Origin of the sequence: Candidatus Poriferisodalis sp., from assembly GCF_965198245.1 — a bacterium.
Classification (GTDB): domain Bacteria; phylum Actinomycetota; class Acidimicrobiia; order Acidimicrobiales; family Poriferisodalaceae; genus Poriferisodalis.
Genome location: NZ_OZ240249.1, coordinates 495,808 through 517,739, shown reverse-complemented (window position 1 = coordinate 517,739; position 21,932 = coordinate 495,808). Strand labels below are relative to the sequence as shown.

The 21,932-nt window shown below is 66.7% G+C and carries 18 protein-coding genes; 10 read left to right on the top strand and 8 right to left on the bottom strand.

Features of this window, described 5'->3' with window-relative positions; genetic code table 11:
• The first annotated feature begins 24 nt into the window (after positions 1-24).
• Positions 25-1,698, top strand: coding sequence for a choline dehydrogenase (betA, locus tag ACOCMM_RS02445; protein WP_419551613.1), 1,674 nt, complete (start codon positions 25-27; stop codon positions 1,696-1,698).
• Here the strand turns inward: betA and ACOCMM_RS02440 are convergent.
• Entirely contained in the window at positions 1,650-2,342 is a 693-nt protein-coding gene (locus ACOCMM_RS02440; protein ID WP_419551612.1) for a TetR/AcrR family transcriptional regulator, read from the bottom strand. The genes betA and ACOCMM_RS02440 overlap by 49 nt on opposite strands.
• A gap of 68 nt (positions 2,343-2,410) precedes the next feature.
• Here ACOCMM_RS02440 and ACOCMM_RS02435 point away from each other — a divergent pair, with 68 nt between their 5' ends.
• The 5 genes from ACOCMM_RS02435 (at position 2,411) to ACOCMM_RS02415 (ending at position 7,212) form a co-directional block, all read left to right on the top strand.
• Positions 2,411-3,439: a quaternary amine ABC transporter ATP-binding protein gene (locus ACOCMM_RS02435; protein WP_419551611.1), complete on the top strand. Its 1,029-nt coding sequence runs from the start codon at positions 2,411-2,413 to the stop codon at positions 3,437-3,439.
• Positions 3,436-5,415 carry an ABC transporter permease gene (locus tag ACOCMM_RS02430; RefSeq protein ID WP_419551610.1) on the top strand — a complete coding sequence of 660 codons (1,980 nt, stop codon included), beginning with the start codon at positions 3,436-3,438 and terminating at the stop codon, positions 5,413-5,415. Before ACOCMM_RS02435 ends, ACOCMM_RS02430 begins: the two co-directional genes overlap by 4 nt.
• Before the next feature lie 101 nt (positions 5,416-5,516).
• A complete protein-coding gene (locus tag ACOCMM_RS02425) occupies positions 5,517-6,458 on the top strand; it encodes a hypothetical protein (protein ID WP_419551609.1) in 942 nt (313 codons plus the stop codon).
• A gap of 68 nt (positions 6,459-6,526) precedes the next feature.
• Positions 6,527-6,814 (top strand): type II toxin-antitoxin system Phd/YefM family antitoxin, encoded by a 288-nt coding sequence (locus tag ACOCMM_RS02420; protein WP_419551608.1) that lies wholly within the window; start codon positions 6,527-6,529, stop codon positions 6,812-6,814.
• Positions 6,814-7,212: a type II toxin-antitoxin system VapC family toxin gene (locus ACOCMM_RS02415; RefSeq protein ID WP_419551607.1), complete on the top strand. Its 399-nt coding sequence runs from the start codon at positions 6,814-6,816 to the stop codon at positions 7,210-7,212. The genes ACOCMM_RS02420 and ACOCMM_RS02415 overlap by 1 nt, the downstream gene beginning before the upstream one ends.
• Positions 7,213-7,290: 78 nt before the next feature.
• On the opposite strand, the gene ACOCMM_RS02410 is transcribed toward ACOCMM_RS02415, so the two are convergent.
• The 5 genes from ACOCMM_RS02410 to ACOCMM_RS02390 form a co-directional block, all read right to left on the bottom strand.
• Positions 7,291-8,475, bottom strand: coding sequence for an MFS transporter (locus ACOCMM_RS02410; protein ID WP_419551606.1), 1,185 nt, complete (start codon positions 8,473-8,475; stop codon positions 7,291-7,293).
• 90 nt (positions 8,476-8,565) lie between these two features.
• Positions 8,566-10,686, bottom strand: a complete 2,121-nt coding sequence (locus ACOCMM_RS02405) for a sodium-translocating pyrophosphatase (RefSeq protein WP_419551605.1) — start codon at positions 10,684-10,686, stop codon at positions 8,566-8,568.
• 64 nt (positions 10,687-10,750) lie between these two features.
• Entirely contained in the window at positions 10,751-12,142 is a 1,392-nt protein-coding gene (nhaA, locus tag ACOCMM_RS02400; protein WP_419551604.1) for a Na+/H+ antiporter NhaA, read from the bottom strand.
• 77 nt (positions 12,143-12,219) lie between these two features.
• Complete coding sequence (locus ACOCMM_RS02395; RefSeq protein ID WP_419551603.1) at positions 12,220-12,528, bottom strand: STAS domain-containing protein; 309 nt, start codon at positions 12,526-12,528, stop codon at positions 12,220-12,222.
• A 117-nt stretch (positions 12,529-12,645) separates the two neighbouring features.
• Positions 12,646-13,770, bottom strand: coding sequence for an LLM class flavin-dependent oxidoreductase (locus ACOCMM_RS02390; RefSeq protein ID WP_419551602.1), 1,125 nt, complete (start codon positions 13,768-13,770; stop codon positions 12,646-12,648).
• A gap of 168 nt (positions 13,771-13,938) precedes the next feature.
• On the opposite strand from ACOCMM_RS02390, the gene ACOCMM_RS02385 reads away from it, so the two are divergent.
• A complete protein-coding gene (locus tag ACOCMM_RS02385; RefSeq protein ID WP_419551601.1) occupies positions 13,939-14,664 on the top strand; it encodes a TetR/AcrR family transcriptional regulator in 726 nt (241 codons plus the stop codon).
• A gap of 36 nt (positions 14,665-14,700) precedes the next feature.
• Positions 14,701-15,852: an MFS transporter gene (locus ACOCMM_RS02380; RefSeq protein ID WP_419551600.1), complete on the top strand. Its 1,152-nt coding sequence runs from the start codon at positions 14,701-14,703 to the stop codon at positions 15,850-15,852.
• A 128-nt stretch (positions 15,853-15,980) separates the two neighbouring features.
• Here the strand turns inward: ACOCMM_RS02380 and ACOCMM_RS02375 are convergent, their stop codons facing one another.
• Entirely contained in the window at positions 15,981-18,017 is a 2,037-nt protein-coding gene (locus ACOCMM_RS02375; RefSeq protein WP_419551599.1) for a vWA domain-containing protein, read from the bottom strand.
• Positions 18,018-18,117: 100 nt separating this feature from the next.
• Positions 18,118-19,557: a magnesium chelatase gene (locus ACOCMM_RS02370; protein ID WP_419551598.1), complete on the bottom strand. Its 1,440-nt coding sequence runs from the start codon at positions 19,555-19,557 to the stop codon at positions 18,118-18,120.
• Positions 19,558-19,640: 83 nt separating this feature from the next.
• On the opposite strand from ACOCMM_RS02370, the gene ACOCMM_RS02365 reads away from it, so the two are divergent.
• Both ACOCMM_RS02365 and ACOCMM_RS02360 read left to right on the top strand, forming a co-directional pair.
• The gene (locus ACOCMM_RS02365) at positions 19,641-20,870 is read left to right on the top strand and encodes a hypothetical protein (RefSeq protein WP_419551597.1); all 1,230 of its coding nucleotides are present in this window, start codon (positions 19,641-19,643) and stop codon (positions 20,868-20,870) included.
• Between the two features lie 214 nt (positions 20,871-21,084).
• Entirely contained in the window at positions 21,085-21,915 is an 831-nt protein-coding gene (locus tag ACOCMM_RS02360; protein ID WP_419551596.1) for a succinate dehydrogenase cytochrome b subunit, read from the top strand.
• Positions 21,916-21,932 lie beyond the last annotated feature (17 nt).

Genomic DNA, 21,932 nt, shown 5'->3' with positions numbered 1-21,932 from the left:
ATCACATCATGAACAATACGGTCTATGGAAGATTCTGTGTATGACTTCGTGATCGTCGGCGGCGGATCGGCTGGCTGCGCGCTTGCCAATCGGCTGAGTGCGGACCCCAGCACCAAGGTGCTCGTGCTCGAGGCCGGACGCCGGGACTATCGCTGGGACGTGCTCATCCACATGCCTGCGGCGCTGGCGATGCCGATCGGCAACCGCTTCTACGACTGGCAATACGAAACCGAGCCGGAACCGCACATGAGCGGTCGGCGGGTGTACCACGCTCGCGGCAAGGTGCTCGGGGGCTCCAGCTCCATCAACGGGATGATCTTCCAGCGAGGCAATCCCGCCGACTACGACAAGTGGGCCAGCCAGCCCGGCATGGCGGCGTGGGACTACCGGCACTGCCTGCCGTACTTCAAGCGGATGGAAAAGTGCTTGGCGGGCACCGACGAGTGGCGCGGCGGCGATGGCCCGCTGGTGCTCGAACGGGGTCCGGCGACGAGCCCGCTGTTCGAGGCCTTCTTTGAGGCCGCGCAGCAAGCCGGCTACGAGCTGACCGATGACATGAACGGCTTTCGCCAAGAGGGCTTCGCTGCGTTTGACCGGAATATTCACCGCGGCCGGCGGCTGTCTGCGGCACGGGCGTACCTGCATCCAGTGATGGACCGCCCGAATCTGGAGCTCCGCACCGGTGCGCTGATCGGCCAGGTGCGCTTCGATGGGAACCGGGCGACGGGGGTTGCCTACCGCCAGCGGGGCCGCCAGCGTGTCGCCCGCGCAGGGCACGTGATCCTGTGCGCGGGTGCATTCGGCTCGGCGCAGCTGCTGCAGCTGTCAGGCGTCGGTCCTGCGGCGCTGCTCAGCCAGCACGGCATCGAGGTCGTCTCCCCGCTGGAGGGAGTCGGCGAGAATCTTCAGGACCACCTCGAGGTCTATATCCAGTACGCCTCGAAACTGCCGGTCTCGATGCAGCCGAATCTGCAACGCTGGCGCCGGCCGTGGATCGGGCTGCAATGGCTGGCACGGCGGGGACCGGGGGCAACGAATCACTTCGAGGCCGGGGGCTTCGTCCGCAGCAACACGGACGAGGCCTATCCGAACCTGATGTTCCACTTCTTGCCGCTGGCCGTGCGCTACGACGGCTCGGCACCGGTCAGCAAGCACGGCTACCAGGTCCATGTGGGGCCGATGCACTCCGATGCCCGCGGCTGGGTGCGCATCAGCTCGCGTGACCCCGCTGCGAAGCCGGCGATCCGCTTCAACTACCTGTCCACCGCCCAGGATCGGCGAGAGTGGGTCGAGACCGTGCGGGTGACGCGCCACATCATGAACCAGCCGGCCTTCAAGGCATACAACGATTGCGAGCTGTCGCCCGGCCCGACCACCCAGACGGACGACGAGATCATGGACTGGGTGGCACGCGATGCGGAGACGGCATTGCATCCCGCAGGCACGGCGCGGCTCGGCACGGACGATTTGGCCGTCACCGAACCCGCAACGATGGGTGTGCGGGGCACCTCGGGTCTCAGCGTCGTGGATGCCTCGGTCATGCCGACGGTCACGAATGGCAACATCTACGCGCCGGTCATGATGATCGCCGAGAAGGCCGCCGACCTGCTGCTCGGCAACGTGGCGCTCGCGCCGCTGGATGTGCCGGTCTATGGGCAGGCTTGCGGGGGATCTGCGCCGACCTCGCTGCCATCGTGATCGGAGATCATCGCCGAGACCAGGTCGAGCACTTCGTGGCGCTCAGCTTTGGTCGGCGGGGCGAGTCCGAACAGGTCGATGAGCCACAGGCCGTCACCGACGATGCGTGCGAGCAGCCCAGTGGTCTCCGCCAGTCTGTCGTTGCGCATGAGGCGCTCCTGCCAGCGCTCGAACGTTGCGCGGGTGTTCGCGAGCAGCTCGTCGTCGAGCGCAGCAGCCGCCAGGATCGACGCCGAGGTGTCATCAGCTGCCTTGTACGGCTCGCGCACATAGTCGAGGTACGCGAGCGCGAACGTGCCCCGGGCAGCGGGATCAGCGGCACGGAACCTGTTCTCGCGTTTGTCCAGCTCGTCGTCGAGGACCGCGAGCGTCTCGTCCAACAGGCCCGCCATCAGGGCGTCCTTCGAACCGAAGTGGTAAAGAAAGCCGCCCTTGCTGACACCTGCTGCCATCGCGACTCGATCGAGCGTGAGATTGGCAGCTCCGTCGGTTCGGATGACCTCGATGGCGGCCTGCAGGATTCGCTCGCGGGTCTGCACGGCGCGTTCCTGCACCGGACCCGATCGCGATCCGACCCGATCGGCAGCGGGTTCCGAGGCAGTGCTGCCGGCGGTTGCCGCATCACGGGGGCGAGATCGTGCCACAGTCAGCACAGCGTATCGACACCCCGAACCCGTCCGGCTGGACGGTAACGCGGCTAGCGGAGGCGCCCATGGATCGAATTGTCTCGGTCAGTGGTCTCTGGAAGATCTTCGGCAAGAAGGTCGATGCAGCGCGCGACCTGGCCTCCACCGGCGCTGAGCGAGAGCAGATCCAGTCCGAGACAGGCTGCCTCGTGGCGGTACGCGACGTGAGCTTCGAGGTGTCCGCCGGCGAGACCTTCGTGGTCATGGGCCTGTCAGGCTCCGGCAAGTCCACGCTGGTGCGCTGCATATCGCGCCTCATCGAGCCCACCTACGGCGACATGGAGGTGTGCGGAACGGTGCTGGCCGACGCCGGCGAGGCGGAATTGCGCGAGCTGCGCCGGAGCAAGATGGCCATGGTCTTCCAGCACTTCGGCTTGTTCGGGCACCGGCGGGTCATCGACAACGTCGCGTACGGGCTTGAGGTGCAGGGCGTCGGGCGTGACGAGCGCCATGAGCGGGCACGGGAGGTGCTCGCCACCGTGGGCCTCGACGGCTGGGGCGACCACTATCCACAGCAGCTCAGCGGCGGGATGCAGCAACGCGTCGGACTGGCGCGGGCCCTCGCAGTCGAGCCCGAAGTGCTGTTCTTCGACGAGCCGTTCTCGGCGCTCGACCCGCTCATCCGGCGAGACATGCAGGACGAGCTGGTGGCCCTGCAGCACGAGCTGCAGCGCACGATCGTCTTCATCACTCACGATTTCGCGGAAGCGCTCCGCCTCGCGGACCGGATTGCCATCATGAGGGACGGGGCGTTCACCCAGGTCGGCACTCCGCTCGAGATCCTGACCCAGCCGGCCGACGACTACGTCCGGGCGTTCACGCAGGATGCGCCGATCGCGAAAGTGCTTCCGGCAAGCTCGCTGATGCGACCGCTGGACGACGCTGTGGTGGAAGACGACTGGCCGCGCACCACCGAGACCGCCACGCTCGAGACGGCACTGCCGCACCTGCTTTCGGAGCACCGACCGGTCTTGGTGTGCAACGCCGCTGGTGACCCCGTTGGGGTACTGCACCAGGACGACGTGGCAGCCATCTTGGAGCGGAACTTGAGATGAGTCAGACGGCCGAGGCTGCCACGCCTGCGGGGGCTGCGACGCCGCCCGTTCGGCGTCGATCGCCAGTCGCTGTCGCCATGGCCGCAGCATCTGTCGCGCTGGTGATCGTCGGCTTCGCCGCCTCAGTGGGGGCCTTCCCAGAGTCGTGGAATCTCGGGCTGGCCGACCCGATCGATCGAACCCGGCGCTGGCTCATCAACAACCAGACCTCGCACTGGCTGTACTCGGTGCTGCTGAACCCCGTCACCGATCTGGCCGACGCCGGCATCCGGCGACTCGAAGCGATCCTGCGGTGGTTCCCCTGGTACGTGTACCCGGTCTTCTGCGGCCTCGGTCTGTGGCGCGTGCGCGGCCGGGTGGCTGGGGCACTCGGCTTCTGCGGCGTGGTGCTCATCGGCATGACCGAGCTGTGGCAGCAGGGCTTCGCCACTCTGGCGCTGATGGGCGTGGCGGTGTTCCTGTCGTTGCTGGCGGGCATCCCGCTGGGCATCGCCGCTTGGCGTAACGACCGGTTCGCAAGCGTGCTGCGTCCCACGCTCGACGCCATGCAGACCATGCCCGGGTTCGTCTACCTCATCCCGTTCGTGCTGCTGTTCGGCATCGGGCGGGTGCCCGCGCTGGTTGCGACGGTCATCTTTGCCCTGCCGCCAGTGGTACGGCTGACCGATGTCGGGCTGCGCAACGTGCCCCACCCGATGGTCGAGGCGTCGGAGGTGTTCGGTGCGACCGAGCGTCAGACGCTGCGTCTGGTGCAGATCCCTGCCGCCCGCCCTGCCATCTTGGCCGGTGTCAATCAGACGACGATGCTGGCGATGAGCATGGTGGTGATCGCCGCCTTCATCGGGTCCGGCGGTCTCGGCCAGGACGTGCTGCGAGCCATGCGCGACATCGACGTCGGCGAGGCCTCGGAGGCAGGCATCGCCATCGTCATCATGGCGATCATCCTGGATCGCTTCTCTCGAGGCGTTGCAACACTGGGTGAGCGCGGCCGCGGCCACGGAACCATCGCTGTGCGCGCTGCAGATCTGCAGGCAATCCGCTGGCTGGCTGTGGCAGCAGCACTGGTGGCAGTGGTCGGCGGGCTCGTCGGCCACAACAAGTTCCCCGAGTGGCTGCACTGGCACTTCTCGCCGTACGTGAATGACATCACGGCGTGGGCCCGCGACAACCTCTACGACATCGGCTCGTCGGGCATTGGCACCGGGCCGCTCAGCGACTTCATCACCTTGTACATGGTGACGCCGCTGCGCGAGCTGCTCTCATCACAGATCCCATGGCCGGCCATGATCGGCCTCGGCGTGTTGGCGGGCCTGATGGCGCGTGGGGTGACGCTGGGCCTGGGCATTGGCATCGCGTTGTTGGGCATCGGCTGGTTGGGCATGTGGGAACTGTCGATGGACACGCTGGCCCAGACGGTGGTGGCGGTAGCGGCCACGCTGGCGATCGGCATTCCGCTGGGCATCTGGGCCTCGCACAGCGACCGGTTCCAGAAGCTGGCAGACCCGGTGCTGGACTTCCTGCAAACGATTCCCAGCTTCGTCCTGCTGGTGCCGGTCATCACGCTGTTCCACGTGGGGCGCATTCCGGGCATCATCGCCTCGGTGGTGTACGCGCTGCCGTCTGCGGTGCACTACACCGACCTCGGCCTCCGGCGAGTGCCTGCAGAAGTTCATGAGGCTGCAACCAGTTTTGGCGCGACCCGCGGGCAGCGCTTGCGTCGCGTCGAGCTGCCCTTGGCTGCGCCCGAGCTGATGGTGGCGGTCAACCAGGTGATCATGCTGGTGCTGGCCATGGTGGTGATCGCCGGGCTGGTCGGCGGCGGCGGCCTCGGCCTCGAGACCGTGAACGCACTGCGCCGCAGCGATGCGGTGGGGCGCGGCTTCGAGGCCGGCATCGCGATCGTGCTACTGGCGGGCATCTTGGACCGACTCACCCGCGGCGTCGCCGATCGCCTCCGCCCACCCGCTGCCACCTGAATCGGCTGCTTGCGAGACTGCCGAAACTTGAAGTCCGAGTGCCGGGCCGGATCTGGGCAAACCGTGGCAAGCCCCCACTCGGAAAGGGCTACGGTGCCGTCATGACCGGTTCGCGTCCACGTCCTCGCAACGCCTCACGCTGGCGATCGATGATGCGGAGGGCGATGGCCGCATGCGTGCTGGCCCTGCTGGCGACGGCCTGTGTCGACATCGAGATGGATTTCGTCTTCCGGGACGACAAGTCGGGCTCGTCGGGTATGTCGATGCGCGTCGACGAGGCAGTTCTTGGCTTTGCGGCCCTCGGCGAGGGCGGCAGTTCCGAGGACCTCTGCCAGCAGATGGCGGACGATGCCGGTTTCGACAACCCGCTGGGCTTGAGCGACATCGACGTGGAGCAGAGCGTTGACGTCGGCATCGAGGACGGGGACTGCGTCATCACTGCCCTCGCCACCTGGACGGCCGATGCAGGCGACGCCGTCCTAGCTGAATTGACCGAGGAGGACGGCCCGAGCGTGCGTCGCTTCGACGGCGGCGGATGGCGCTTCGAACTCGACATGGGCACATTCGAGGAGGAAACCAGCGCGGCGGACTTGTCCCAGATCACGGCGATGGGCTTCGACGCGCCCACGATGACGTTCTCGGTGACGCTGCCCGGCGATGCCGTCGAGCACAACGCCGACACGGTGAGCCAGTCCAAGTACACGTGGGAACTCCCCTTCGACGCACTGGATGAGCTCCCCGAGTCGCTCTATGTCGAGACGGCACCCGGCGGGGGTGGGCTCGGTCCAGCGGCGATCGGCGGGATCATTGCCGGCGTGGTGCTGGCCCTCGCGGCGCTCGTCACGCTGCGCAGGCACCGTGAGGCCGGAGCGGCCGAATCAGTAGATGCCGAACCGGATTCCGAACCGACCGACGGCCAGGATCCCGAGACCGCAGACGAGGCCTCCGATTCTGACGAAGCCAGTGACGACGCAGCCAATGGCGACAGCCTCGAACCCGACGACGGGGACGATGACCCCGCGGGGCGCCCGACGGAGACCTAGACGACCTGCACACCGATGTCGTCATAGTTCATTTCTATTGTGACTACATGACTTGCTAATGTAGTCACATGAGCACTGACATCGGCATTCGAGAGCTGAAGGCGAAGCTGTCGGAATGCGTGCGGCGGGCCGCCGGTGGTGAGCACATCATCGTCACCGATCGGGGGCGACCCGTCGCTCAGCTGACTGCACTGGACGATGCGACGCTGGACGACATGGCCCGCATCGAACAAGGCGTCGCCGAAGGCTGGATCACTCCTGCCAAGCGGCGCGGAGGGCTCGGACCAGTAAGACCCGTTCCGTCCAGTTCCGGACTCACCATCGCCGAGATATTTGATGAGGACCGCGGCGACTGATGCTCTACGTGGAGTCCAGCGCGCTGGCGAAGCGCTACGTCGCTGAACGAGACTCTGATGTCGCTGTTCGGTTGATGAACGCCGAACAGGTACTGCTCACCTCGCGTCTCGCCGAGATCGAAGTACGACGCAACCTTGCGCGCCTTCTTGGTGGAGCAGACCTCACATCAAAGCGCCAAGAATTTCAAGTCGATCTTCAGGCCTTCGAAATCGTCGAGCTTGATGGCGCGACGTTCGATGATGCTGCGCACATCGCTGAGGAAACGCTGTGCCGGTCGCTCGACGCCATCCACCTGGCCGCTGCCCGTCGAGCGAGCCCTGCTGCAACCATGCTGACGTTCGACCGGCGCCAGGCCCAAGCAGCCCGCACCATCGGCATGGCCGTCCTCGGCGCCTGAATCCGACCTGGCGCTGGCTGGTCTCGCGCAGGATGACGAACCAAGCTTGCGCAGCGTGAGCCCGTTGCTGTCGCAGCGTTACTTCGTGACCGCAGGAGGGACGTAGCGGGCATCGGGGCTGAGGCGGGATGCCAGCACGACCGCCACGAGAGCGAGCGGCAGCAGCCACGCCAGTGCAACCCGGATGTCGCCGGTGATGTCGCCCAGGATTCCCACGGCGGGTTTCGCAACGGCGGTCATCAAGCCAGAGACGCCGAATATCACGCCGATGCCGGCCCCGGTCTGCGTAGGCGGCGCCAGCCGGCTGGCCATTGCCATCGAGACCGGGAACAGGCTGAACGTGCAAAACGAGATGCCGCCGAGGGCGACCAGCGAGAGTGCGCCGCCGGTGAGCGCGAACAGCGCCACGAACAGCGTGGTGCCCGACGCGGCGATGATCAGCACTGTGCGGCCGCCGGCTCGGTCGAACGCCAAGCCCCCCAGCGGTTGGGCGACAACGCCGACCAGCAGGATGACGGTCAGGATGACTCCGGCATCGTTGGTGTCCCAACCCTCGTCGACGAGCATCTTCACCGAGAAGTTGATGAAGCTCATGCCCACCATGGCCACTGCCCCGAACGACATCGACAGCACGAGCAGCGGTTTGTTGAAGGCACCGCGCAGCCGTACCGCCGGTGCGGCCGGAATCTCGCGAAGTCGCCATTGCAAGGTCGCGGCCGCGATCACCATCGGTATGGCCAGTGCCACCATGGTCAGCCGCCAGTTCAAGACCGAGACCGCCAGCACCACCGCCGCCGGCGCCGCGAAGTGCCCGAACGATCCGCCCCAGCCGTGGATACCCAGCATGCGACCACGCTTGTCGGGGTAGGCCGAGACGATGAACGCCGTGGCCTGCGGGTGGTAGGCGGCGCCGCCGAGGCCGCAGAACAGGCTCAGCATCACGATCAACCAGAAGCTCGGCGACGCTGCCATCCCCAAGAACCCCACGGCCCCGATCACGAAGCCGAAGACCAAGATCCACCGCCGCCTGCCCCGGCGGTCAGCCTCGCCTCCCAGCACCGGCGAGAGCACACCAGTCAGCAGGGTGAACGCGAACGACAGCACGCCGAGGTCCGTGTAGCTCAAGCCGAACTCGTCGGCCAGGGCGGGAAGGAACGCGGGCAGCACCGTGACGTAGAAGTCGTTGATGGCATGCACCCCGACCAACACCATCAACACAGTCCGAGGCCGAACGGCAACCTCCTCGACTGCTACGTCACGCACGATCGCGGACGCTACGCCACGGTTCGGCGGTATGTGCCCGAGCGCGATGCAGAGGTCGGGCTCGCGGAACTTGCCGAATCCGCGTGGCGGTTAGAGGAAGGCGGGGACGAAGACCAGGCTGACGATGGTCATCACCTTGATGAGGATGTTCATCGCCGGGCCTGAGGTGTCCTTGAATGGGTCGCCGATGGTGTCGCCGACCACGGCCGCCGCATGGGCATCGGTGCCCTTGCCGCCGTGGGCGCCCGCCTCGATGTACTTCTTGGCGTTGTCCCAGGCGCCGCCCGAATTCGCCATGTAGATGGCGATGAGGAAGCCGGTCACGACCGCGCCCGCCAGGAAACCGCCGAGTGCGTTGACGTCGATGAAGCCGATGACGAGCGGGAGCACGACCGCCAGGCCGCCCGGCAGGAGCATCTCGCGCAGTGCCGCCTGGGTGGAGATGTCGACGCAGCGGCGGCTGTCGGGCTTCACGCCGGGCTCGCCCTCCCGCAGACCCGGGATCTCGGCGAACTGGCGACGGACTTCCACGATCATCGCCTGAGCGGCCCGCCCCACCGAGGACATGGTGAGCGCCGCAAAGATGAACGGTGTCATGGCGCCCAGGAACAGGCCGATCGTGACCGCAGTGTCGTTGATGTCCAGGAAGACCTGATCGCCGGCGGTCAGGCTGAACGACTTGAACAGCGCCAGTGCTGTGACGGCGGCCGAGCCGACGGCGAAGCCCTTAGCGACCGCAGCGGTCGTGTTGCCCAGCGAATCGAGGCTGTCGGTGACGCCACGCACCTCGGGCGGCAGCTCGGCCATCTCCGCGATGCCGCCGGCGTTGTCGGCAATGGGGCCGTAGGCGTCCACGGCCACGATCACGCCGGTCACTGACAGCATGCCGATGGCTGCCAACGCCACGCCGTACAGCCCGATTTCGTTGCCGGCGTCGCCGAAGGCGAGCCCGCCGAACCAGTACGACAGGCCGATCATCGTCACCACGAGCGCGACTGCGGGCAGCGTGGAGAGCTTGCCCTGTGCAATGCCCTCGATGGCGACGGTGGCTGGGCCCGTCTCGGACTGCTTCGCGATGCCCTTCACGGGCCTGTAGTGCTCGGAGGTGAAGTACTCCGAGGTGAAGCCGATCGCCCAACCGCCGAGCAGCCCGACGATGATCGTCAGCGCCAGGAAGATCGGGGCGCTGAGTTCGGGGGCACCGGCGCTGGTGCCGAAGGTCGGGTTGCCGCTGAACAGCACCAGTGTGCCGACGATGGCGAACACCACCGTGAGCGCCATCGCCACGTATTGGCCGGTGTGCAACTGACCCGACAGGCTGCGGCCCTCACGCCCGCGCACGAACAGCGCGCCGACGATCGAGGCGATCATGCCGAGCGCTCCGATGAGGATCGGGTACATGAGAAGCGCTTCGGCATCGCCGAAGCTGCCCACCAAGCTGTCGCCGTCGAGGAAGACCGGCACCAGCAGCGAGGCAAGTACCACCGGCGCCACGATCGACCCGGCGTAGGACTCGAACAGGTCCGCACCCATGCCGGCCACGTCGCCCACGTTGTCGCCGACCGCATCGGCAATGGTTGCGGGGTTGCGGGGGTCGTCCTCGGGAATGCCGGCCTCGACCTTGCCCACGAGGTCGCCGCCGATGTCAGCGGCCTTTGTGTAGATGCCGCCGCCGATACGGGCAAACAGCGCGATCGAGCTGGCGCCCAGTCCGAACGCGGCCACCACCTGGAAGGCCTGGTCGACCCCCAGCCACTTCACCCACAGCAGGTAGTTGAACGAGATGCCCAGCAACGCCAGGCCGGCCACGCTGAAGCCCATGACCGCGCCGCCCTTGAACGCCAGCGGCAGCGCCTTGGCGGCCCCTTGGCGGGCCGCGTTGGCCGTGCGGGTGTTGGCCGCCGTGGCGATGCGCATGCCGACAAAGCCCGCAACCGACGACAGCACCGCACCCATGAGGTAGGCGAAGCTCGCCGCCGGGCGACCGTCGATCGGCACCACGAGCAACAGCACGAACATGGCGGCCACGAAGACCGAGACCCACTTGTACTCCCGACGCAGGAACGCCATGGCGCCCTCGCGGATGGCGCCGCCGATCTCGCGCATCAGATCGGTGCCTGGGTCCGCCCTCAGCACGACCTTGGCGAAGTAGTAGGCCAGCAGCAGCGCCAGCCCGGAGGCGATCAAGGCCAGATACGGAACAGCAGTCACAGAGACCTCACGGTGTCGCGTCGGGTTTGGGGCAACAAGGGCGATCGAAGCACGATGGGCGAGGCTAGCTATTGGCGGCTGGAGACTCCGGCGGCGCGCTGCGGTCGCTGAGCATGCCGGGCGGCGCCTCGTCGGGATGATCGCCGGCCTTGCCCGACAGAGCCAGCAAGATGAGTGCCGCAATGCCCGCGCAGGCCGACGCGGCCAGGATGCCGATCTTGGCGAGATCGGTGATGCCATTCTCGTCGAACGCCAAGCCCGTGATGAAGATCGACACGGTGAAGCCGATGCCCGCGGCGAAACCCATGCCGATGAACTGCGGCCAGTTCATCCCTTCGGGCAGGTTGAAGCCGAATCGAGTTGCCACCCAGGTGAAGGCTGTGATCCCCACCGGCTTGCCGATGACCAGGCCCGCCGCTACGCCCCAGGTGACCGGCGAGCCCGCAGCATCGGAGATCGTGTCGCCTGACAACGGCACGCCAGCGTTCGCGAGGGCGAACAGCGGCACGATGAGAAATGCCGTGAACGGGTGGAACAGCGTCTCCAGCCGTTCGGTCATCGGCACTGATTCCTGCACCAGGAACGATGCCTGGTGGACTTGCTCGATGCTGGGATGTTCCGGCAGATCGTCCACCACGTCCTGGGCCTGCCCCCGTCCGAGCAGCGGCCTCGCGGGCGTCAGCAGGCCCAGCGCCACCCCTGCGATGGTGGCATGGATACCGGACTCGAGCGTGGCGTACCAGACCACCAGGCCGATCACCCAGTAGACCTCGAGGGCCCAAACCTTCATCGCCGTCAGCAGCCTGATAACCACCAAGAGCGCAACGGCGAACAGCAGCCACCTGAGGTTCAGGTCGCTCGTGTAGAAGATCGCGATGACGGCGATGGCCCCGATGTCGTCCACGATGGCCAGCGTCAGCAGGAACAGCTTGAGCATCGGCGGAATCCGCGAGCCCAGCAGCGCCACCACGCCCACCGCGAAGGCGATGTCGGTGGCCATCGGGATGCCCCACCCAGAGGCCGCTTCGCCGGACGGATTCAGCATGAAGTACAGCAACGCCGGCACGACCATCCCGCCGATGGCGGCAATCGCCGGCAGCGTCGCGGCTCGCACGCTGGCGAGGTAGCCAGTAACCAGCTCCCGCTTGATCTCCAGGCCGACCACGAAGAAGAACAACGCCATGAGTGCGTCGTTCACGAGCTCCTCGAACGTCAGCGGGTGCAGCTGAAAGCTGCCGATCGTGATGTCGATGTGGGTGTGCCAGAAGTCGAAGTACGTGTCGCTCGCGGATGAATTCGCCCAGATGAGTGCTGCCGCGGTGGCCAGCAACAACAGCACGCTGCCGGCTACCTCGCGGTGGACGAATTTCAGGATCGGCCGCGCCAGGAAGCGGGCAAGCCGGCTGTTTCCGCCTGCGAAGGTTTCTCGCTGGTACAGGTACTCCGGTCCAGCCATACGGGCGCTCAGGATACGGCCGCCGCGACGGGGGGTTTGCCGCCGATCCGCCCAATCGGTGTCTCGTTTGCCGATGTTCAGCCGACGGAAAGACGTTGCATGGCGTCCTGTAGCTCGGCGGCCACCTCGAACAGTGTCTCGACCCCGGTGTCGGCCAGCGTGGCGCCGATTTCAGGGCTCGTCACGACCAGCAACAAACTGCCCCCAGCGCCCTGACAGCGCCGCTGAGCGTCGAGCAGCACGCCGAGGACCACTGGTGCCAGCACGTCCACATCGGACAGGTCGATGATGAGCCTCGGTGGCGATCCCGCGGCGGCCAGCGCCGAACGCACGGCACTGTCCAATGACCCAATGGCCCCCAGATCGAGTTCGCCACGCGGGGTCACGACGACGGCACATGAACCGTCTGGCGCGCTGACTGTGCGCTGCGAGATGCCGGGGATCAACCCAGCCCTCCAAGCCGTCCGCCCGGAGGCGGCTGGGTCATGGGCCCTCGGTCCAGCTCACGCAAAGCGAGGCATCACCTTGTCGCTGATGAGTTCGAGCGACGCGTTGATCTGATCGGCCGAGTGGATGCCCTGTGGAACCAGGAAGAACGCCTCGTCGATGCCGAGCAGCGTCTGCGCTTCTTCGATTTGGCGGCTGATCGTGTCGGGGCTGCCGACGAGCTGCAACGGCATGCCCTGACCGAACTGGATGGCCCACTGATTCCAGAACCACTCCATGTCAGCGAACTGGCGCCACGCCTCCTCGTCGGTGGGCGCGCACACCGCCACACCGCCCCAGCCGCACTCGTGCCCGCGGGGCTTCTCGACTCCGTGGCGGGCGGCCTCTTCCCGGTACGCCTTCCAGAGCGCCTCGCAGAAGTCCATCTTGTCGCTCAGCACGATCGGTGTGCCGCCGTAACGCGCCCAGAACACGGCCGAGCTCATCGACATCGTGAAGCCGCCGTACAGCGGCGGGTGCGGTGACTGCAGTGGGCGCGGGGCGATGCCGATCTCACGGATGGTCATGTCGGTATCCACGCCGGCGCCGTAGTCGGAATACACGGTGTGGGTGTGCGGGTTGAGGTTGTCGTTGGGGAAGCGCCAGAACTCGCCCTCATAGGAGAACGTGTCGTTGCGGAGCGCCGTCAGCACCACATCGACGAACTCCTCGAAGTACCGGCGGTTGTACTCGTCCTCGTAGGTGCCGCGGTTCCACTTGCCGACCGCGGCGAGGTCGGGACGGATCTTGAACTGGTCCACCCAGCGGTGCTGGTAGCCGCGCACCGCCCCGAAGCACAGCCGCCCGCCGGTCATGTGGTCGAGCGTTGCCACCTGCTCCGCCACCCGCAGCGGGTTGTGAGTGGTCGACACGTACCCGCAGGCAATTGGCCGCAGCCGGCTGGTGTGCTGGGCGATCCAGCTGGCCATCAGATTCAAGTCGTTGGAGATCTCGAAGCCCTCGATCTGCAAATGGTGCTCGGGGTGGCCGAAGCCGTACCAGCCGGTCTCGTCGGCGAAGTGTGCGATCTCGGCAATCTCGCCGAGCATGCGCTGGTAGTAGTCGTTGTTGAGCCCTGCGAGGCCGGCTTCCAGCTCGTGGCGGCGGCCGATCGTGCAGTACATGAACAAGCTGAACTTCACCCCGGCCCCCGTCGGCTCGACCCGCAGCCGCCCTGCGCGACCGCTTCGCGGAGTGTAGGTGAGCGCACTTCGGCACGGCCCGGCGTATGCCCCCTGGAGGTGTCAAGACACTGCTGCGTGTTCGGCCACTGCATGAGCGCTCGTTCAGGACTAAGTTCTTCTTCGGTTATGGACAGCACCGACGCAGCCTCCGGCGGTCTAGGCGCAGCCGCCGGCAGCTCTGCCGAGTCGGGCCCCACAGACAGCACCGTCGCCACTGAAGCCGACGAGAACAACGGCAACGGCAATGGCCGTCGGATCCGCAAGGGCGAGCGCAGTCGGATGCGCATTCTGGATGCTGCCGCGCGCCTGCTCTCGTGCCACGGCTACGCCGCCACCACCCTCACCGACATCGCCGGCGCCGCCGAGATGCAGGCAGGCAGCCTCTACTACCACTTCGACTCGAAGGACGCGATCGTCGAGGAGGTGCTGCGTGTCGGCATCGACCACGCCCGCGAGGCCATCGATGCAGCGCTTGAAGCCCTAGGCCCCGAGGCGAGGGGCTCGGAACGACTGGCGGAAGCCATCGTTGCCTATGTCAACTGCATCGTCGCCGAGAGCAGCTTCACGGTGGCCAACATCCGCTGCTACAACGAATCGCCCCCGCACACCCGCGACCAGCTGACCAGCGCCCTACGCGAGTTCACGAACCTCTGGGTGGGCCTGCTCGCCGAAGGTCAGTCCGACGGCTCCCTGCGCGCCGACACGAACGCCAAAGTTCTGGCCCGGATCATGATCTCGGGCCTCAACTCCCTGGCCAACTGGTACCGCCCCGGCGGCGAACTCCGCCTAGAGGACCTAGCCCGCCAATTTGCCGACATGGTCCTGGGCGGCCTCACCCCGGCACGCGCCTGAACTCCGAGTACTCGCTCACACCAGTAGCGTCCGCTGGTGCAATTCCCCATCCGGCTCGCGCTGCTGCTGCGACCGACGGTCAAGATCGGCATCCTGCTCGCGGTCGGCTTCAGCGTCCTCGCCTTCGTTTCGACGCCGTTCCTGTTGCCGGAGATCACTGATCACTACGGCATCAGCCTCGGCGTGGCCTCCTTGATCGGCGTGTTCCAACTGGGCGGATTCGTGGTGACCTCATGGGGCGCCGGTCGCTGGCTGCAGCCACGCGGGTGGGTGTTCGTCACCAGTCTCGGGGCAGCCGCGGCGGCCAATCTGGCTTCGGCCGCCCTGCCCGCGTTCGCGATGCTCGTGGCGTTGCGGCTCCTCAGCGGTCTCGCACTGGGGCTTGTGGCCTGGTACGGATGGGTGCAGGCCTTCGGCGACACGCGCCGAATGGACGATGTGGCGGTGACGGGCCCCATGGTCGGGCTGATCGCGGCACCGCTCATCTCGGTGCTCCTCACCGCTGGCGGCGCTCGGCTCGTGTTCGGGGCGCTGGCGGTTGTGTCACTCGTCCCTCTGGCGTTCGGTTACCGAAGCGAAGTGGACCATCTCCCCAGAACGGCCAAGCGCAACCGTGCCGTGCCCGCCGCCCGGATCCTGCTGATCTGTCTGGGTCTGTTCACCCTCGGCGGCTCTTCGGTCTTCGTGTTCGCCGTGGTCCTGGGAACCGCCAACACATCAATGTCAGTGACGGTGATCGCCGTCGGCTTCAGTCTCAACGCCCTGGTTGCGATCCCGGCGGTTCGATGGAAGGCCCCCCGCAAGTTCCCCAGCCCCCCGATGGCAGCCGCGGCGGCGTGCGTGATCCTCATCGCGACATCAGCGCATTCGTGGTTGTTCTTCGGTGCGCTCGTGGCGTGGGGCTTCTTTTTCTGGCTGGCGATACCGGGAGTGTTCGAAGTCCTGGCCAGCCGGTCCCGCTATCCCGAAGAACGTGCCGGCGACGCCCAAGCAGTCATGGCCGCAGGCCGCGCCGGCGGACCGCTGCTGGGCGGCCTGCTGATCGACGGCCTCGGCACCACCGCGCTGGGCGTCGTGGGCGCAGGGCTCGTCCTGATCGCTGCCATCGGTGTCTTCACCGTTCGCAACGTCGCCCCACCCCTGCCGACCCCAGACGACACCCAAACAACGCTCGGCTCAAAGACATAAGGGGGCGCGGGGGCGGCGGTGTCCGCGCGCAGTCATGCAGCGCCCCTGCGACCCCGCGCCCCAGCAAAGGCGCTGCGTCTGTTTGAAGCACGGACGCCGCCGTCGCCGTGCCCCCGGGAGAACGGCCGCTAGAGCCGGCCGCTGGTAATCAATCGACGACGGTGCTCAAGAAAATCCACCAGCACGTAATCACCAAGATTCTGAGGACTGGTGAAGAAAGCCCGCCCCCCGTTCATCTCGGTCATCTTCTCCACGAACGCCCGCAAGTAGCTGTTCGGGTCGAGCATGAACACATTGATGCGAATGTCCTCACGGGTCGCCCGCGTTACCTCCAGCAGCGTGGCCTCGATGGTCTCGCGCACCGGCGGGTAGGCGAAGTATGGCCGGCCGTCGCGGGCGAGGTGGGCGGTCGGCTCGCCGTCGGTGATCATGATGATCTGCTTCGAACCGGTCTGGCGGGCCAGCAGGCGTCGGGCGATCATGAAGCCGTGCTGCATGTTGGTGCCGTAGGCGAAATCCCACGACACCTCCGGCAACTGGGCGGCCGTCAGCTCCTTCGCCGATTCGGCGAAGCCCACGATCCCCAAGTAGTCGCGCGGGAACTGCGTCGAGATCAGCGAGTGCAGCGCCATCGTGACCTTCTTGGCCGGCAGGAAGTTGTCGCGCATCGGCATCGACAGCGACAGGTCCAGCATCAGCACGGTTGAGGCTCGCGAAAGCAGCTCGGAGCGTTCGATCTCGAAGTCGTCCGGTGTGAGCTGCACCGGCGTGCCGGTCCCCTGCCGGGCGACGGCATTGCGCACGGTTCGCTCGATGTTCAGGTTGAACGTGTCACCGAACTCGTACTGCTTGGTCTCGTAGGCGAATTCGTGGCCGACGCCCGACTTGCGCACCTGGTGGCTGCCCACCTTGTCGTCCATGAGGCGGTTGAACAGGTCGCCGAGCGCGTTCTGCCCGATGCGGCGAAGCGCCCGCGGCGTCAGCTCCAAGCGACCCTCGGTGTGCTGCGCAAGGCCTGACTCCTCAAGCATCCGGGCCATCTCGCTGAGTCGTTCCAGCGCCTCGGCGGACTGGTTCCCCAGCAGCTCGCGGACCCGCTCGGGATCCACCTCTGCAAGCGCAGACGGGCTGACAGCACCCTGCAGCATCTCCGACAGCGCGTCCAGATCTCCGAGCTGGCCCATCACGTCGGCCGCCTGGGACATCGACAGCGGATCGTCGCCGCCGAATTGGTAGTTGCGATCCCAGCCCATGTCGGGAAACGCCTGCTGGAGGTTCTGCGCGAGTTGCTGGGCCTGCCATTGCAGATCCATGTCGTCCATGAGCTGGGCGGCCAGGTCGGCGAGCTGCTGCCGCTGGGCCGGGGTCATCGAGTTCAGCATCGAGGCCATGGCTGCCATGCGCCTGGCCATGATCTCCAGCAGCTCGTCAAGGCTCCGGGGATTCTCGGGAAAGAAGTCGCCGTAGCGGTCCATGAAGCCCTCGAAGTCGGGCTCGGTGCCGCGGGCACGCTGTTCGAGCATCTGGTTGAGCTCGGCCATCATGTCCTTGGTGCGGGCCAGGTCTTCGGGGCTCATATTGCCCATCGCCCCGGTCATCTGGTCGAAATAGCTCTGGGCGACTTCCTGGCGCAGCCGCTCGACCAACTCGTTGAATTGCTCGCGGGCCTCCGGTGAGACGAAGTCGTAGTTCTGCAAGCCGCGCATCTTCCCGGCCAGGTCCGGGGGAAGCATGTCGAGCTGCAGGTTGCGCCCGGCTGCGCTGGACTCGGCGATCTCTTGCCGGCGCTCATCGCCGCTGTCGGCTGCGTCCTGTGAGAATTCCTCCAGCGCTTCGCGCTCGGTGTCGGTGATCTCGTCGAGCTCGCGAGCGATGTCGTCGTACACCCCGCCGAGATCGAATTGCTCCAGCATTTCCTTGCGGCGTTCGCGCAGGCGCTCGATCATCTCGCGCAGGCCTTCGAGCCGGTTGCCCTCGGCGTCGGTGAAGCCCTGCTGCATGAGCCGGCGCAGGGCGGCGTTCAGATCGCCGTGATACAGCAGGTCGTCGGTCATCTCGGCGAACAAGCTGTCCGCGTCGAAATCGAAGCCGGTCTGGGTGCCGTCCCACGCGGAGTAGCGGAACCGGGCGCCCTCGCGACGGGCCCGGCGCCAGCGGATCTTCACTGCCTTGCCCCGTCGGCCGCAAGCGCAGCCACGCGCCTCGGGAATGCAGAACTCCCCGGCATGAGCATCACTCTGTCACGGTCGCAGCCCTCGCAGCGACTCAGCCCCGCGAGCGGTATGTCGCCCGGGCGCCCACGTGCTCCTTGTTGAGCCGCTTGGACAGGTGCAGTCCCTCCAGCACCAGCTCCACGGCCGAGGCGAGCACGGCGGGGCCGGCTCCTTCACCCGACGGCGGATCGGTGGCCGCAGCAACCAGCGATTCCGCAGCGACGGCCAGCGCTTGGTTGCCGGCGAGCAGCTCCATGTAGGCCTCTGAGCCGAGGTCGTCGCCGGTGTGCACCACCTTCCCCTCGCCGAAGCTGGCCACTACGTCGCTCAGCTCGTCGGGCGAGAAGCGGTTCTTGAAGACCTCCAGCACCGCTGCACGGAGCATGGTCTCGACGATCTTGCCGTCTCGGCCTTCCTCCATCGACTCGATCTCGATCTTGCCCGCGGTCGAGCTCATGAGCGATTCCAAGTCGCTGACTCGGGGCACCACGTGGCGCTCGCCTCGCTGCAGCGCCCGGCGGGTGGCGTTCGCAACCAGCGTCTCGCTGTTGGTAACCGTCATGCGCACCGACACGCCCGAGCGCTGGTTGACGTGGCTGCTGGAACGAGCCACATGGCTGAACGTGGCCACGATCTCCGACATGAAGTCGGGCAGGGTGACCTTGACGCCGCCATCGAAGTCCGCGAGGTCCAAGGGGCGGGCCTCCGCCGCCGCGATGTCCATCTCGGTGTCCACATCAAGGGGGTAGTGGGTGCGGATCTGCGCACCGAAGCGGTCCTTGAGCGGCGTGATGATGCGGCCACGGTTCGTGTAGTCCTCAGGATTGGCCGTCGCCAGCAGCAGTACATCCAGTGGCAGGCGGATCTTGTAACCCCGGATCTGCACGTCACGTTCCTCGAGCACGTTGAGCAGGCCCACCTGGATGCGTTCGGCAAGGTCGGGCAGCTCGTTGATGGCGAAGATGCCGCGGTTGGTGCGCGGCACCAGTCCGTAGTGCAGCGTCAACTCGTCGGACAGGTACCGGCCCTCGGCCACCTTGATGGGATCGACCTCACCGATGAGGTCGGCGATCGAGGTGTCGGGAGTGGCCAGCTTCTCGCCATAGCGGATGCTGCGGTGCGCCCACGCAATCGGAGTGTCGTCGCCGTGCTCGGCAACGAGGTCGCGGGCGTGACGGGAAACCGGGTTGTAGGGGTCGTCGAAGATCTCCGAGCCCTCGATGTAGGGCATCCACTCGTCCAGCAGGTCCACCAGTGAGCGGATCATGCGGGTCTTGGCTTGGCCCCGCTCGCCTAGAAACACCACGTCGTGACCAGCCAGCATGGCGTTCTCGAGTTGGGGCAGCACCGTGTTCTCGTAGCCCAGCACGCCCTCGAACAGCGGCTCGCCCGCTGCGACGGCCTTCGCGGCGTTCGCACGCATCTCGTCTTTGACCGGTCGGGAGACCCAGCCGATCTTGCGCAGTTCGCCGAGCGTCGTGGGTTGGGTCATGGCGGCAACCTAGTGGTCTGCTGATGGACAGGCGCGGGGACTGTCGCGCCAAGAGCTCCGGCAACGACCGGTACCGTCACGACGTGAGCGTCGAATGGTCGCTGGACGGCGACTGGCTGGTGCGAGCAGCGGGGCACGGCGAGTGGCGCACGGTGGCCGACCGCACGCTCGACGAGTCCGGCTGGCAGAAAACTGCCACTCCCGGCCGGTGGTGGCTCGATCCCGGCCTCGGCGGAAAGAGCGCAGTTCTGTACCGGCGGCGCTTCGATCTGTCGCCAGATCTCGAGTCTCAACTCCGCAGCGATGCGAACTCCGACGCTCGCTGGTGGTTCGTTGTGAGCGGCTTGTGCGAGCTCGGCCACCTGTGGCTCGACGGCACGTACCTGGGCGACCTCAGTGGGCGCCACGCCGAACACGCCTTCGAGGTGAATCAACTGCTGCGCACCGGCCAAGAGCATCTGCTAGCCGTTGAGGCTGCGCGCGGAAATGTTCAAGTGCCCCAGGGCGCGGACGCGCAGGTGTGGATCGAACAGACCGGCCCGGCGCGCATCGAACGCGTCCGTGCGCTGGTGATCGAAGCCAACTACGACAGGGCAGTGCTGCGCATCGCCGCCAACGTGGACAGCTCCGGCACTCACAGATGCGAAGTCACGACCGCCGTGCTCCCGATCGGCGTCCGGCGTGCCGGCGCCCCAGGTGCTGACGCAGCAGGTAACAGTGCGGCGTTGGGCAACGGCCTGGCCAAGTCGGAACCGGTCCTGGCCCGCGGGCGCAACGAGCTGGAGTGGCTGGTGGCTTTGGAACGACCGACGTTGTGGTGGCCGGCGGGCATGGGCGCCCAACCGCAGTACCGCATCGACATCGACGTCGCTGTCGACGGGTGCTCCAGCCACGCCGTGCAGCGCTCAACCGGCATCCGGACGGTGGCAGTTCGAAGGGGCGAGTGGTTCGTCAACGGAGAGCCGTACCGGCGAGAAGCCCCCGCACTGGTAACGGTGGAACACGACGTCGCCCATCGCAGTACCTACGAAGCTGCAGATGCCGCCGGCACGCTGCTGTGCCAGCAGTTCACGCTCGAGCCCAACGTGTTTGTCGGCGCAGAGCGTGGTCTGCGCGCGCTCGCCATGCGGGGATCTGCGGCCGCTGTCGAGGGGGTCGGCCACCATCCCAGCGTGGCCGCCTGGCAGCCGGTGCAACCCTCCGGCGGGCGGCGCCGTGCACCGTGGATCCGTCCATGGGTCGAACGCACCCTGCGCCACGTCATGCGTTCCGCTGATCCCACCCGCCCGGTGCACTCGGGGTCGGGCCCGTAGCTCCCCGCTGTGTCCCCAGCAGGGCGAACCTGGCGCGCTCGGCGGGGCCGGCCAACTCCAGCCCGCCGACAGTGAGCACTGCAGCAGGCGCGCAAGTACCGTACGGCGTTGGCGCGTCCGGCCAGCGGGTCGCGCCCTGCAACCTCAGCCGCGCTGACCGGCTGGTTGCACGCAATACTGGGTCGCCGCACCACGCCACCCCCAGGAGGAGCACATGGCGCCGACTGCCACGCAGGCCGCCGGGTCTGCACCGGTGTTCAAGACCAAGCGCCCGCTGCCGTTCCCGCTGAACATCTACCAATCAGCAGTCGGCCGCAAGTGGGTGATGGCGTTGACGGGCATCGGGCTGCTGGGCTTCGTGATCGTCCACATGATCGGCAACCTGCACCTCTACGAGGGCCCCTCGCGGATGTACGAGTACGCCGAGACGCTGCGGGACCTCGGCGGCGGTCTGCTGCCTCGCACGCTGCTGCTGTGGATCATGCGGGTCGGGCTGCTGGCCATGTTCCTGGTGCACCTGCACTCGGCGTACACGCTGAAGGAACGCAGTCGGCTGGCCTCCGACCGGGCCAGCTTCGTAGGGGGCACCAAGAAATACGAGTCCAAGCGTGACTACATCGCCGCCAACTACGCCTCGCGCACCATGCGCTGGACGGGTCCGATCGTGGGCCTGTACGTGCTGTTCCACGTTGCCGATCTCACGTGGGGTTGGTGGTTGGGTGACGCCTACGTGCGGGGCAACCCGTACCACAACGTGGTCGAATCGCTCTCGTCCATCCCCGTGGCGATCATCTATGTCGTGGCCAACTTGGCGCTGGCCATCCACATCTTCCATGGCACCTGGAGCATGTTCCAGAGCCTCGGCGTGAACAATCCGCGCTACAACGGTTTGCGCCGCAACCTGGCGACGGTGCTGGCCGGCGTGATCCTCGTCGGCAACATGTCATTCCCGATTCTCGTCCAAGCGGGCCTCGTCGACGAGGACAACGCCAAGTGCAGCAGCGTCGATCTTGAGTGCTTGGCCGACAAGGCGGAGGCACATTAGATGCAGCGAAGAGGCGG